This window comes from Maribacter aquimaris, from assembly GCF_014596745.1.
GTDB lineage: Bacteria > Bacteroidota > Bacteroidia > Flavobacteriales > Flavobacteriaceae > Maribacter_A > Maribacter_A aquimaris.
Genome location: NZ_JABTCF010000003.1, coordinates 137,960 through 153,111, shown reverse-complemented (window position 1 = coordinate 153,111; position 15,152 = coordinate 137,960). Strand labels below are relative to the sequence as shown.

12 protein-coding genes are annotated in these 15,152 nt (G+C 38.7%); 11 read left to right on the top strand and 1 reads right to left on the bottom strand.

Going from position 1 to position 15,152, the window contains the following annotated elements; all coding sequences use genetic code 11:
* Positions 1-13: 13 nt before the first annotated feature.
* The 11 genes from HPE56_RS06735 to HPE56_RS06685 all read left to right on the top strand — a co-directional run bounded on the left by HPE56_RS06735 (position 14) and on the right by HPE56_RS06685 (position 14,051).
* The gene (locus HPE56_RS06735; RefSeq protein WP_188243010.1) at positions 14-841 is read left to right on the top strand and encodes an alpha/beta hydrolase; all 828 of its coding nucleotides are present in this window, start codon (positions 14-16) and stop codon (positions 839-841) included.
* Between the two features lie 13 nt (positions 842-854).
* Positions 855-2,159, top strand: a complete 1,305-nt coding sequence (tilS, locus tag HPE56_RS06730; protein ID WP_188243009.1) for a tRNA lysidine(34) synthetase TilS — start codon at positions 855-857, stop codon at positions 2,157-2,159.
* Complete coding sequence (locus HPE56_RS06725; RefSeq protein WP_188243008.1) at positions 2,159-4,132, top strand: protein-disulfide reductase DsbD family protein; 1,974 nt, start codon at positions 2,159-2,161, stop codon at positions 4,130-4,132. Before tilS ends, HPE56_RS06725 begins: the two co-directional genes overlap by 1 nt.
* A gap of 98 nt (positions 4,133-4,230) precedes the next feature.
* Positions 4,231-6,630, top strand: a complete 2,400-nt coding sequence (locus HPE56_RS06720; RefSeq protein WP_188243007.1) for a penicillin acylase family protein — start codon at positions 4,231-4,233, stop codon at positions 6,628-6,630.
* 5 nt (positions 6,631-6,635) lie between these two features.
* On the top strand, positions 6,636-8,171 hold the full coding sequence (locus HPE56_RS06715) for a YifB family Mg chelatase-like AAA ATPase (RefSeq protein ID WP_188243006.1): 1,536 nt from the start codon (positions 6,636-6,638) through the stop codon (positions 8,169-8,171).
* Between the two features lie 263 nt (positions 8,172-8,434).
* Positions 8,435-8,803 (top strand): AraC family ligand binding domain-containing protein, encoded by a 369-nt coding sequence (locus HPE56_RS06710; protein WP_188243005.1) that lies wholly within the window; start codon positions 8,435-8,437, stop codon positions 8,801-8,803.
* 26 nt (positions 8,804-8,829) lie between these two features.
* Positions 8,830-8,898: a hypothetical protein gene (locus HPE56_RS06705; protein WP_394355036.1), complete on the top strand. Its 69-nt coding sequence runs from the start codon at positions 8,830-8,832 to the stop codon at positions 8,896-8,898.
* A gap of 82 nt (positions 8,899-8,980) precedes the next feature.
* Entirely contained in the window at positions 8,981-9,850 is an 870-nt protein-coding gene (locus HPE56_RS06700; protein ID WP_188243004.1) for an AraC family transcriptional regulator, read from the top strand.
* A 93-nt stretch (positions 9,851-9,943) separates the two neighbouring features.
* Complete coding sequence (locus HPE56_RS06695; RefSeq protein ID WP_188243003.1) at positions 9,944-10,588, top strand: NAD(P)H-binding protein; 645 nt, start codon at positions 9,944-9,946, stop codon at positions 10,586-10,588.
* 47 nt (positions 10,589-10,635) lie between these two features.
* Complete coding sequence (locus HPE56_RS06690; protein ID WP_188243002.1) at positions 10,636-12,534, top strand: carboxymuconolactone decarboxylase family protein; 1,899 nt, start codon at positions 10,636-10,638, stop codon at positions 12,532-12,534.
* A gap of 224 nt (positions 12,535-12,758) precedes the next feature.
* Complete coding sequence (locus HPE56_RS06685) at positions 12,759-14,051, top strand: OsmC family protein (protein WP_188243001.1); 1,293 nt, start codon at positions 12,759-12,761, stop codon at positions 14,049-14,051.
* 400 nt (positions 14,052-14,451) lie between these two features.
* On the opposite strand, the gene HPE56_RS06680 is transcribed toward HPE56_RS06685, so the two are convergent.
* Positions 14,452-15,150, bottom strand: a complete 699-nt coding sequence (locus HPE56_RS06680; protein WP_188243000.1) for a peroxiredoxin — start codon at positions 15,148-15,150, stop codon at positions 14,452-14,454.
* Positions 15,151-15,152: the final 2 nt, after the last annotated feature.

The following is a 15,152-nucleotide window of genomic DNA, read 5'->3' as shown; positions in this document are numbered from 1 at the left end:
TCAATTTTACTTTATGGAAATACATCATTTCAAAACAATATCAAGTGGCATTCCTATTTATGGGGGGTATGTGCAGCCGAAAACAATAAGGGGGGTAGTGGTTTTGGTTCATGGTTTTGGGGAACATTCCGGTCGTTATTTACAAGACGTGGTCCCTATGTTGACCGATATGGGTTTAGCTGTTTTATTCTACGATAATTATGGACATGGCCAATCCGGTGGCAAACGAGGTCATTGTCCCAGTTATGGGGCACTTCTCGAATTGCTATCAGAAATGCTTGGAAAAGCGACGGACTTGTTCCCAAAAGCACCCCAATTTCTTTATGGCCATAGTATGGGTGGTAATTTGGTTCTAAACTATGCGCTGCGTCATAAAAACCATTTAAGAGGGGTTATAGCTTCCAGTCCTTATCTAAGGTTGGCTTTTCAACCTCCCAAATGGAAAATGGTACTGGGGAAGGCCATGATGAAAATTTGGCCTTCAGTAACAATGCCTTCAGGTTTGGATCCCAATGGAATATCGGGAATCGAAAACGAAGTAGCCCAATATAAGGCCGATCCATTAGTACATGACAAAATAAGTCCCATGTTCACATTTCCAATGATTGAGGCAGGCGAATGGGCCATAGACAATGCTGCCAACCTACGTATACCCACACTCCTGATACACGGTACGGCTGATCCCATAATTGATTTTAACGGAAGTGGGGAATTCCATTCAAACAACCCTGAATTTACAACTTTGGAGCTTTTTGAGAATGGATATCACGAATTACATCACGACCGTTGTCGTGAAGAAGTATTCATTGTCATACAGAGTTGGCTACGGCAACAACTTTGAGTAAATTTACAGCGTGCAGAACGAATTTAGATTACATATAGAAGAACACTTCTCCGAATTATTGCAAAATAAATTTCTTTTGGCCTGTAGTGGGGGGTTGGATAGCGTTGTACTCACCCATTTATGTAACCAATGTGAACTTGATTTTTCGTTGGCCCACTGTAATTTTCAACTCCGGGGCACTGAAAGTGATTTGGATGAGCAATTTGTGCGTGAATTGGCAAAACAATTGGACAAGACCCTATATGTTGAACATTTCGATACCAAGGGGTATGTCAATAGCCATAAGGTTTCTGTGCAAATGGCAGCACGCGAGTTACGTTATGGGTGGTTTAAGGAATTGATGGGGAAACATCAAATAAAAACCTTGGTTACGGCCCATCATGCCGATGATAACCTTGAAACTTTTTTGATCAACCTGTCCCGGGGAACGGGTATAAAGGGGTTGACCGGTATACCAGAGAAAACCGATACGATATCCCGACCTTTGATACCGTTTTCAAGAGCGCAGGTGGCCGAGTATGCAAAACAAGGTCAGCTTAGTTGGCGTGAAGATCAAAGTAATGCGGAATTAAAATATTTACGGAATAAAATACGGCACGAAATCATTCCCTTGTTGAAGGAGACCCATCCTACCTTTCTTCATAATTTTCACACAACACAAAGAAATCTACAGCAGATTGCAGATATTTCAGAGGTCCATTTAAAGGATTTGAAAACACTACTTTTTAAGGAGGAGGGTGATGTTGTTCATATTGCGGTCAAACCCTTGCAAGCCCTTGAACCCATTGAAGCTTATTTGCATGGGTTGTTCCATGTATACGGGTTTACGGCTTGGAATGATTTGAAGCAGTTACTAACGGCAATGAGCGGTAAGGAGATCCGCTCAAAGACACACCGTTTACTTAAGGATAGGGAAGAATTGATCTTGAGCAAGCTCGAGGAAGAACAAATAAGTTCCTATACTATTGAGGAAACTACCACGGCTATAGAAGAGCCATTGGCTATGACCATATCGTTGGTTGATAATATTGGGGAAACAGGGCCTAATGTACTATATGTAGATAAAGAAACGTTAAAGTATCCCCTAGTGTTAAGAAAGCGGCAAAAAGGCGACTATTTTTATCCATTGGGAATGCAAGGCCATAAAAAATTGTCCAAATTCTTTAAAGATGAGAAGATGGATGTTTTTTCAAAGGAAAAGCAGTGGTTGCTTTGTTCCAATACCGATATTGTTTGGGTAGTGGGCAAGCGCCTTGATAATCGTTTTAAAATAACGCCCAATACCAAAAGGATTTTAAAAATAACATTGAATTGATGAGACAAATAATTGCATTTGCACTATTGGTTTTTAGTTTATCAACGTATGCCCAGGACGATGAAAATCCGGTATCCTGGTCTCAAGAATTGAACAAGGTTTCAGATACGGAATACGACTTGATCATTAAAGGGGATATTTTTAAGGGTTGGCATGTGTATTCCCAATTCACATCTGATGGTGGTTCTTTGCCGAGTGAGTTCACTTATAAAAAAGCAGGGGTCGATTATGAATTGGTAGGAGCAACCAAGGAGAGTCCAACCGAAACGGCGTACAGCGATATCTTTGAGGTCGACGAAACCTTTTTTAAGAAACAGGCTGTTTTTACCCAAAGGATCAAATTATTGAATCCCGATGTACGGCAAATAGACGTAAACCTTTTTTATCAGGTATGTAAGGAGGTGTGTTTGGCAGTGGATAAGGATTTTAGTTTTGTGCTGGATGGAGGTGAGGCCGTAACTGTTGAAAAAACGGTTGATGACCGAAGCTTGGCTATGGGGGCGGCCTTAAAGCTAGACCTTAAGAACAAGGATATGTTAAACGAAGGCAATGGGCAGAACGAAGGGGAGTCAAGTTTATGGGTGGTCTTTGGTTTGGGATTTTTGGGTGGACTTATAGCCCTTTTGACCCCATGTGTATTCCCGATGATTCCGTTGACCGTATCATTCTTCACGAAACAATCTCAGAATAAGTCCAAAGGTATCGTAAACGCAATACTCTATGGTTTCTTTATAGTTTTGATATACTTTTTATTGAGTCTACCGTTCCATATTTTCGATTCGGTCGATTCGCAGATCCTGAATACCATTGCGACGAATATTTGGCTGAATCTTGCCTTTTTTGTCATTTTCGTCTTTTTTGCATTTTCGTTTTTTGGGTATTACGAATTGACCCTCCCAAGTTCATGGGCCAATAAAATGGATGCCGCTTCGAACAAAGTGGGAGGGGGTATCGGAATCTTTTTTATGGCGGTTACCTTGGCGATCGTATCGTTCTCCTGTACGGGACCGATTCTTGGTGGACTACTAGGTAGTACTACTTTGGCCGAAGGTGAAGTAGCCAATAATCTTACTGCTGGCATGACCGGTTTCGGAGTGGCCTTGGCGTTGCCATTTGCCTTATTTGCAATGTTCCCGGCCTGGTTGAATTCCCTCCCCAAATCCGGGGGATGGATGACCACCGTAAAAGTCGTACTTGGTTTCTTGGAATTGGCCTTGGCCTTTAAATTCCTTTCCAATGCCGATTTGGTGGGTAACTGGGGCATTTTTAAACGGGAGATCTTCTTAGGGGTATGGATTATACTTTTTGTGCTATTGACACTTTATTTATTCGGTATAATCAGGTTTAAGCATGACGGACCCAAACAAAAATTATCATTGGGTAGAAAATTTACAGGACTTTTAAGCATTGCTGTTACGGTTTATTTGATGTTGGGAGTTGCCAAAATTGCCAACCTGAAATTGTTGAGTGGCTTTCCGCCTCCACAATTCTATAGTGTTTTTCAACAAGAGAGCGATTGTCCATTGGGAATCGATTGTTATAAGGATTTTCAAACTGGATTGGCCCATGCCAAATCGGTCAATAAACCTATCTTATTGGATTTTACGGGTTGGGCATGTGTCAACTGTCGAAAGATGGAGGAAAACGTATGGAGCGACCCTGAAGTATATCGTTTGTTGAAGGATGATTATGTGTTGATTTCACTCTATATCGATGATCGTAAGGAACTACCATTGGAAGAACAATTCGATTTTAAATATGATAGTGGTCGGGTAAAGACCATAGAGACGATTGGGCAAAAGTGGGGTACCTTTCAAACTGTAAATTTCAATTCGGCATCACAACCGTATTATGTTCTTATTTCCTCAGATCTAGAGCTTTTGAATAGTGCTATTCAAAGTGCACCAAGCGATGAATATCGTGATTGGTTATTGAAGGGCCTGGAAAACTATAAAAAACTGGGAGCGGAATAGTTGAATAAACAAGAATTATAGCCTACGAAAGCACCTTTTGGGGTGCTTTTTTTATTTCTGGATTTACCTTATCTTTCAGATTGAATCAAATCCCTCGAATGAAACGCTTACGAAAAATCGGAATTATTGTATTGGTAATTCTTGGAGTCACAGCCGTCTTTGCCGGAATTTCCATCAATAATCTTTCCCCTTCCTATAAGGGTCAAAAAACACTCTCAAAATTATCCAAAGAGACCAATGTTTATTATGATCCCTATGGAATCCCACATATCTACGCAGCTAATGAGGAAGATGCTTTCCGAACGTTGGGTTACGTACATGCCCAAGACCGCTTATGGCAAATGGAGCTCCTGAGAAGAATTGGTTCAGGCCGCCTTTCCGAGGTTTTCGGCGGTAAAATGTTGGATACCGATAAGTTCTTCTTATCCTTGGGGATTGATGAAGCTTCAAAAGAAACCGTTGCAGTTTTGGATCCAAACAATCCGACGGTTCAATTATCACAGGCTTATTTAGACGGTATTAACCAATTTATTGCCGAAGGTCCCACTCCCATTGAGTTTTATTTGACCGGTATTGATAAAGTGCCTTTCCAATTGGAAGATATGTTCAACACAGTAGGGTATATGGCTTTTAGTTTTGCGATGGCCCATAAGACCGATCCCTTACTTACCAATATGAAGGATAAATTGGGAGCGGCCTATTTAGAGGATTTGGAATTGGATGTTGACCCGAATACCGTTTGGATAAGGAACCATAGGGAAGCACCAAAGGAAGCGCTTGGAAATTCCATTACCGCATCAGTATCCAAAGCTTTGGGAGCACTTTCCCTGCCTTTGTTCGAAGGCAGTAACAGCTGGGTAATAGCTCCGGAAAAGACAAAGAACGGGAAGGTGATATTTGCCAATGACCCCCATATCGGGTTTTCACAACCCGCTGTTTGGTATGAAGCACATATTAGTACACCGACTTTTGAGAAATACGGATATTATATGGCAGGCATTCCTTACCCCTTATTGGGGCATGATCATAATTTGGCGTATGGTTTGACCATGTTCGAGAATGACGATATCGATTTCTTTTATGAGGAAACGCATCCAACGGAAAAAGAAAAATATAGCACAAAAGATGGGTGGTCTTCTTTTGAAAAGGTGAATAAAACCATTAAAATAAAAGATTCCACGGACTATATATTTACCTATAGAAAATCGGTTCATGGTCCTATCATGAACGGTATCGCTGATCAGGTAAAAGGGGAACGACCCATAGCCATGTGGTGGATGTACACCCAACATAAGAATGAGGTTATGGATGCCTTATACGGTATGTCCCATGCCACTAATAAAGAGGAATTTCAAGAAGCCTTACCTAAAATCCATGCTCCAGGTTTGAATATTATGTACGGGGATGCAGAAGGTAATGTGGCTTGGTGGGCTACCGCCAAACTCTATAAAGATGCCAACAGTGCACGTACTAAATTCATCTTACAGGATACTTCAAATTTAAAAGCTCCAGAACGCTATTTGGACTTTTCAGAGAATCCGAAAGCGATAAATCCACCATGGAAATACGTGTATTCTGCCAATAACCAACCCGATTCCATTGCGGGTATGCAATACCCAGGGTATTATTTGCCAGAGAATAGGGCGAAACGTATCGTAAATCTGTTGGATGCCAAGAACGATTGGTCTAAGGAGGATGTAAAAGGGATGATCAATGATGTGGTTTCAGCTGTGAATCCTTCGATAGTGGGTCATCTCGAGGCATACATCATCAAAAACGATCTGTCTGATGCCCAAATTTCGGTATTGCATAGACTTCGGGATTGGAAAGGGGAAAACAATTTGGACAATATTGAGCCTACCGTGTACCATCGTTGGATCTATTTTTTTCTCAAGAACACCTTTGCCGATGAATTGGGGGAGGAAATGTTCAATCAATTCCTGGCAACCCATTTATTAAAGCGGACCATCGCCCCCATGGCAGCCAAAAAGGAATCTATTTGGTGGGATAATATAGAAACTAAGGAGGTGGTGGAAACGAAAGCCCAAATGGTAACCTTGGCTTTTCTTCAGGCTTACGCATCCTTGGAGAAAGATTTAGACCCGGATAGTGAAGGTTGGACATGGGATAAGGTGCATACGTTGGAACACCCGCATCCTATCGGGCAAGTGGCCACATTACGTTCTTTATTCAATGTGGGACCATTTCCCGTGGCAGGTACAAGGGAGGTTATCAATAACTTGGCTTTTAATTATGATGGTGATGGTAGGTACAATGTTACGGCCGGACCATCGACACGTCGTGTTATTGATTTTTCAGATATAGAGAACAGTATGGGCATATTGCCAACGGGGCAATCCGGTAATCCGTTCAGTGAACATTATGACGATCAAGCCGAAATGTATGTGAAGGGGGAATTTCGAAAAATGCTGTTGAATGAAAGGGAAATTAAGGACACCTCAAAATCTTTACTTACATTTAAGCCTACAGAAGAATAACTATTATGCTTACAAAAGTTTTTGGAAGTGCCGTATTTGGGGTAGAGGCAACAACGATTACGGTAGAAGTCAATATAGACAAAGGGGTAGGATACCATTTGGTAGGATTACCCGATAATGCCATTAAAGAGAGTAATTATCGCATTGCAGCCGCATTATTGAACAACGGTTACAAAATCCCAGGAAAAAAGATAACGATTAATATGGCTCCGGCCGATCTTCGTAAGGAGGGGTCTGCCTATGACCTTACCCTAGCCTTGGGGATTTTGACCGCATCGGGCCAAATACAGTCGAACGATTTGGAAAAATACCTTATCATGGGTGAACTTTCTTTAGATGGGAGTCTACAACCTATCAAAGGGGCTTTGCCGATAGCCATTAAGGCCAGGGAAGAAGGTTTTATGGGATTTATTCTGCCGAAGGATAATGCCAAGGAAGCCGCTATTGTATCCGATTTAAAGGTGTATGGTGTTGAAAACATTAAGGAGGTCATTGATTTTTTCGATAAGGACGAACCTTTGGAACGAACCATTGTGGATACCCGGGCCGAGTTTTACAAAAAACTTGATTTTCCAGAATTTGATTTTTCCGATGTAAAAGGACAGGAAAGTATAAAGCGATGTATGGAGATTGCAGCGGCAGGTGGACATAATATTATATTAATCGGACCGCCAGGCTCGGGAAAAACCATGCTTGCCAAGCGATTGCCCTCCATTTTGCCTCCCATGACCTTGCATGAGGCCTTGGAAACCACCAAAATACATAGTGTTGTTGGGAAGATAAAGAATATGGGGCTGATGAGTCAACGCCCGTTCCGTAGTCCCCACCATACCATTTCCGATGTAGCGCTCGTAGGAGGTGGGGCGTATCCGCAACCAGGGGAAATTTCACTTTCCCATAATGGGGTATTGTTTTTGGATGAACTTCCTGAATTTAAGAGAGGGGTATTGGAAGTAATGCGACAACCGTTGGAAGATCGTGAAGTCACCATTTCAAGGGCACGTTTTACGGTAACTTACCCGAGTAGTTTTATGTTGGTCGCCAGCATGAATCCAAGTCCCGGAGGATATTTCAATGATCCCGATGCTCCGGTAACCTCTTCCCCAGCGGAGATGCAGCGCTATTTGGGCAAGATTTCCGGACCATTATTGGATCGCATTGATATTCATATAGAAGTTACCCCTGTGCCTTTTGAAAAACTATCGGAGGACCGTAAAGGCGAGAGTAGTGTAAAAATCCGTGAGCGGGTTACGGCAGCTAGGGAACTACAGACGGCACGTTTTAAGGAGTTGGAGAACGTACACTACAATGCTCAAATGAACACCAAACAAATTCGGGAGTATTGCCAATTGGATGAAGCTTCAAAATTACTTTTAAAGAATGCTATGGAACGTCTAAACCTTTCTGCCAGGGCATATGATCGAATTTTAAAGGTGGCCCGTACTATTGCTGATTTGGAAATGAGCGAAAAGGTCAGCGGTCCCCACATAAGTGAGGCAATCCAATACAGGTCGCTGGATAGGGAAGGGTGGTTAGGGTAAATAACGGTCTTGATTTTGAAATTCCCAAAGAACACAACTAGTCATAAAAATATTGATTTCGTAAAAAAACATTATTGATGTTTTGCCCTTAGTTCTTATGAAGGATGTTTCCTCAATTAGAAACAGAATGGATCTTATTTTGAACTGTAGTATAAAACCATAATTATATCGTAGTTTTTTGACCTTTTTGCCTTAAATTACTATATATTTTATTCCTGTAAGGATTTATTGAATTTAAGTCCTTCGAATCAAAGAAGATACACTTGCGTAATAAAGCGGACATACCCTTTTATCATTATTCGGAAACGTATAAATATGTAAATAGTAAGGACGGTCACCCTGCTCTTTCAATTAATCCGAATTTCCCTTTTGTAATGACTCAATTCGACCTGATGAGTAGAAGGGCACAGGCAGAAATGCCACATGGGCATGATTATTTTGAAATCATTTTTTTAGAGGATGGTGAGGAACAACATATTATAGATTATGAATCTTATGAAATACAAAGGCCTGCTTTCTATTTTCTGTCAAAGGGACAAATACATTTTTGGAAATTAAAAAGGGATCACAGGGTATTCCCTTGGTCAGATCATTCGTCAAGAACTGATTTTTTTAAGCCAAAAGAAGATTAGCAAATACAGAATTAACAACGGCGGAAATTGGGTACACACTTAATTTTGAAGACACTTCATATTTTAGTCGATTTTTTAAACGTGAAACCGGGTAATGTCCTTCACAATATTGTGAAGAAATCAGGGAAAATATAAGATTACAGGTTTATAAATTATAAATAGGATAAAAATTACTCATTGAAAAATATTCCGGAAATAAGCTTTTGGGAAAACAAAGTGTTACAAATTAAAGGATTTCAATTTTTTAAATTGGAAGAGTTAATAACTGATGATTTAAAACCTACAGATCATAGTCCATATTTACCACATCGATTAAATTTTCAGGCCATTCTGATTATTGAGAAGGGTGAAGTAAATCATATTGTCGATTTTAAAGTTCATTCCCTTAAAAAGGGAGATGTAATGGTAATTGCAAAAGGGCAGATACACGCCTTTGACGAAGCTTCGGAGTATAGAGGATATTTGGTGGTTTTTTCAGAAGCCTTTATGCAGAAATATATGGCTCAATCTACCATTGCCCAGATTAACCATTTGTATAATTATTTTTTAGTGCAGGAAAAAATTCATAATCCCTATTACAATCAATTTTTATCTAATAAGTTAAAAGAGGAGTTAAAAAGTAGCTCATCTTCACTTCCAAATATTATAGGAGCCTTATTAGCTGTTTACCTTCTTAAACTAAGTGAAGAGAATGTACACCTAGCAACAATTTCAACAAACAATAAATATTTAGATTACTTTAATCAATTTAAACTCTTGGTAGAGGAAAACTACTCAAAAACTAGAGATGCCAAGGTGTATGCTTCAGATATATCAATTTCCTATAAACATTTAAATGAGGTGTGTAAGGGAGTTGTAAATACCACAGCAAAGTCATTTATTGATAATTATGTAATTCTTGAGGCGAAAAGATTGTTAGTTTCTACTTCGTTATCCGTAAAAGAAATTGCCTTTGTTTTAGGTTTTGATGAACCAACCAATTTCCTTAAGTATTTTAAAAAACATATTAAATTAACACCTGTTGAATTCCGAAAAACTTTAGCTTAAGTTATTTATTTACCATTACTTCTCTTTTATTAACCTTTATTGTGTTTTGTGTTCACCGCATCTTTGCAGAGTTATATCTTAGGTATAGTAATAATGAAACAAATAACAATTTTAGGAGCAACTGGTTTGGTAGGTAAAAAACTGCTACAAAAAGCTGTTGAAAATAGAATTAAGGTTAAAGTATTAGTCCGAAATAAGGAAAAACTACAGGACTTTGCCCATGTGGTTGAAGTCATTGAGGGAAATTATTTCGATTCAAATAAACTGCAAAAAGCCTTGGAAGGTTCCGAGGTTATACTTTCAACTATTGGACCTCCCATAAATGGTAAGTTATCAAATGATGATGAAGAGAATTATATTAATTCCTTGGCCTACATTATCAAACAAATGCAAGAAAATAAACAGACTCGTTTCATAAGTATTTCAGGGGCAGGAGTGAAAATTCCTAACGAAAATTTACCACTAACCCGCAAACTTTTGCGTGTTATGATAAAGTCCAAATCTAAATCAATCATCAGTACTAAAGATAGAGAACTTCAAATGCTTGGACAGAGTAATTTGGATTGGACAAATATTCGTCCGCCTATGATTAAAGAAAAAGTAGATGGTAGGTTTGTTGCTGATGAAACTAAATTTATGGGAATGTCTGTTGATTTAAATCAATTATCCGAGTTTATGCTAGCTGAAATAAACAATAATGAGTGGATAAAAAAAGCGCCAGTAGTAGGTACTAAATGAATTAATAATGAAAGAGTTATAACAAATTCTGAAAAAATAAAATAACAATGGAATCTAAAGAATTAAAAGCTAAACTATTTACGACATCAAATTTTTATAACCATTTAAAAATAATGGTTGCAAGTTTTTCTGATTTACGAAAGTCTAGAAAAAATGGAAATATCAATAAGGCTTTCAGCGAGAAAATAATGTTAGCCGTAACACAGGTAAATGGCTGTAGGTATTGTAATTATGTCCATACCAAAAGTGCAATTGATGCAGGAGCTTCAGAGGAAGAAATAAATTTGATGCTAAACGGGGAATTAGGAGATATTAGTAACGATGAATCCCTTGCGTTAATGTTTGCACAACATTATGCTGATACTAATGGTAAACCTGATAAGGAAACTTATGACCATTTTGTAGGGCATTATGGAGAACAGAAAGCAACAGATATTTTAGCCACCATCAGGGTTATTATGGCTGCTAACATTCACGGTATTTCGCTAGATGCGCTTCTAAGTAGGGTAAAAGGGAAAAAGATGAAAGGTAGCAAACTAAGTAATGAGTTTGGTATTGCTTTAGGAATTCTTATTCTGCTTCCTGTAGCAATAATTCAAGTTGGGTTTGAAAAAATAACAAAAAATAAAACAGAGATTATATATTCAGATAAGTTGAAAAATAAAAAAAATGTGAATGTTATTACCATGCTAACTGCGCTATTAATTTGTGGAGGAACAACGTACGCTCAAGATGTTGATAAAGGTGAAGGAATTAATTATCACATAATCTCTCGATCAGACCTAAGTCCTAGACCTACTGGTTTTCAGCCAACAAAGGCAAAAGAAGTCAATGGGGCATACAATGAGAATGTGATAACATCCTCAAATAGAGTATTAAATAACGAAACAATCATGCTAAAAAAAGTAAATGTTCAACCAGTTGGGGAAAAAGACTTTAGTACATGGGAATTTTTATGTGACGAAGGTGGCCATACATACGAACAATCGGCCCCAAATCCGTTGAGTTATATGGTAGGTGGTATCTCTTCCAGTTTGTTATCAAGTGTGGAGCAGGCTATAAATGTTTTGGATTTAGATGTTTCTAGTGCAAAAGTAGAAGCGAAAGTGTTTTTTAGATATGATGATCCTATGACACCTAGTTGGAAAGGATATACCGATAGCGTTGTTGCCAATATTCTTATTATAAGTGATGAGCCGGCAGAAAAAATTGCAGAGATGAAAAGAATGGCGGTTCAGGCTTGGGCTGTGGGTGAATGTATTATAAATCCTACTCCTGTAGATGCTAAATTTGAGTATAACACTAAAATATGGGATACAGAATCTGCAAGTTCGGGTAAAGTTATAGGAGATGATTCGTATGATAATAATTTGAAAATCACTTCGAAGGGAAACAACCCAAAACCACAAAGTTTTAAGCTGGGAACAGATGTTAGTATGGAGAAATTTACGAATCCTTTTATATTTGAAGTAGTTGGTATTTCTGAATCGGCCAATGATGTGCAACGTCCATATTTGCATAAAATCAAAATTAGGGCAATTCAGGAAAATTATGCAGCTTGGGATATTTATGCGGATGATAGTCGTGGATATGAAGGTATAGATAAAGCTCCAACTTCAAGCGATTATTTTACAGCTGGTACTAGTTTGTGCTTAATGAGTCAATTAACCGGATGGTCTGAGCTATACAAACATCAAGGTATTGATATCGATGACTATCGTGTGGAACACCAATTCAATTATCAAGTAGATAATTTTATGACTCCATCGGCAACAGGTCATGTAGATGGTGTTATTACAAGAATACTAATAAAGAGTAACACCAGTGAGAAAGTAATGAGCGATTATGCCAAGCATGCACTTGGTACATGTTTCGCCGGAGATGCTGTCTCAATGGAAACCCCAACAGAAGTTGGTGTCTATCAAAATGGAAAACTTATTCAATAGTGTAATACTGCTGAATAAGAATTTATTATACTAAAAAAGGATTAAAAAAAGAATCTCGTTCCAAGTACTTGGAACGAGATTCTTTTTTTAAAATTAATATCAGGTTATACATTTACCATTAGTCCTCCTTTATTGACCTTTCCTTTGGTTTGGTTTCATTGCATCTTCGTAGTGTGATATTTAAAGAGGTAAAACATAAACATATTAATTTAAAAAAGATAAAAATGAAAACAAGTAAAAATGTAAAATCCATTCTATTGCTAACTGTTCTTTTAACTTGTAACGGAATAACTTATTCCCAAGACAATACGGAGCAGGTTCCAAAAGAGTATTCAGTTGTAAAAAGGGTGGATAATTTTAACCAGCCTACAACATTTTATCCAACAAAAGCAACACCCGTAAATGGTGCTATTAGCGAGAATGTTGTGACATCGGCAAAAAGAGTTTTGAATAAAGAAAAGCCTTTCTTGAAAAAAGGGGTGGTGAAAACTGTTGGTGAAGCTGATTTAAGCGCATGGCAAATGACAAGCGATGAAGGTGGTAATCCCCAAAGTGCACCAAACCCATTGACATATTTTACGGCTGGAGCAGCTTCAGACTTACTAACCCAAGTTGAAAGAAGTATACAGATAATGGGCTTGGACGTTGAAGATGTAAAAGTGGAAACAGAATTCTTTTTCAGATGGAGCGATATTATGACTGATAACTGGTCGGGTTATACCGATAAGGTAGTGACCAATATTGTTGTGAAAAGTAACGAGCCAGCTGAAAAAATCAAAGAATTAAAGGAAATGTCTATTAGAGCCTGGTCGATTGGTGAATCCTTGGCTAACAAAACCGCTATTGATGCAGAAAATGTTATTAATGGTGACGATTGGGATGGGAAAGCAGCCCAAGCAGGACAAGTTCCTTCTCCAGTTTCTATTGATAATGGTCGTACGATTACGAATACAACTCCAGCGTTACAATTGCAAACAATAAAAGTAACGGAAGATCTTGATATGGATATGAATGATTTCCCAAAAGAAATGCGCTTTTCTGAAGTTGGTATCGCAGAATCTGCTCACGATGCAAAGCGCCCATATTTACATAGATTAAGAGCAAAATCGTTAACTGCACACTACGAAACTTGGGAGCTTTTCTCAGATGATAGCCGAGGTTATGAAGGCATAGACACAGCTCCTACATCAAGAGAATATTTTACTTTAGGAACATCATTTTGTTTGATGAGCCAATTGACCCCGAATATGATGTATTTCGAGAAAAAAGGTGTTAAGATTGATGATTTTGCTGTTGAGCACCAGTTCAATTACCGAGAAACTAATTTTATGACTCCGGCAATGACGGGAGAGATGACCGATGTAGTAACCCGAATCCTCGTAAAAAGCGATGCTGATGAAAATTTAGCGAATCAGTTTGCAGTGCAAGCGCTTCGTTGTTGTTTTGCTGGGGAAGGAAGCGTTCAAGAAACCGAGATGGAAACAAATATTTATCTAAACAGCAAACTTGTTAAATAGCATTTCTTGTTCTGATTGGAAGCGATGTTTTATACGATCCTAGCATACATGATAAGATCTTTGCCGCTGGTCCTGTAGTTACAAGTTACGTACCCAGGGCAATATTGAACCTTGAACTTCGAAGTCAGTTCGAATTCGAGGCTATAGACAGATCTCAAGGAACAAAGGTTTGTTTGTCCTTCTTCAAGAACTTCTAAAAGAAATTATTTGATTTGTGATTTAAGTTGAAAATCGCATTTGTTATATCATTGTGAATACGCATTGCGGATATCGACACTATCCCACCCATTTAGGGATTGTTACACGACCAAGGTTCGGTAATTGGGGATAAAAACAAAGGGCCATACGGTAAAAACGTATAGCCCTTTATTAAGTATTAGCGCATCATAGGTACATTATATTAGCTCAATATTTCCTCCAATGTGATATAGTCTCCTACTTTACCTGTCATTTGCTCCACATCGGTATTTACAGGAAGTGTCTTTTTACCAGGTCTCCATCCTGCAGGACAAACTTCACCGGTTTTACTTGCATGCTGCCATGCTTGTACTTGTCTTAAAAATTCGTTGACGTTTCTTCCTACAGAATCGGCCTGAACTTCTTGAGCTACACAAATACCATCTGCATTAAACAAAAAACGGCCTCTTAGAGCCACACCTTCTTCTTCAATCAATACACCAAAAGCACGACTAACTTCTTGATTGGCATCAGCTCCCATAGTAAGTTTCAAACCTTTTAAAATAGGTTCTGTTTCGACAAATCTCTTATGTGAAAATTGGGAGTCTACGGATACTGCCAATATTTCTACCCCTAATTCCTGGAACTCATCATAGTGAGCGTTCATTGCCGCGATTTCTGTTGGGCAAACAAAGGTAAAATCAGCGGGATAGAAACATACTACCGACCATTTCCCTTTATAGTCTTCACTTGATACTGTTTTGTAATGCCCTGTTTTAGCGTCGTAGGCATCCATTGTAAATTCGGGCATTTGCTGCCTCACCATTGTTGAACCCATTATTTTTTCTTCTTTATGATTTATACTCGTATTATCTGTTTCTGCAATTTTCTTTCTTGGTTTTACACCACTTGCACATCCCATAT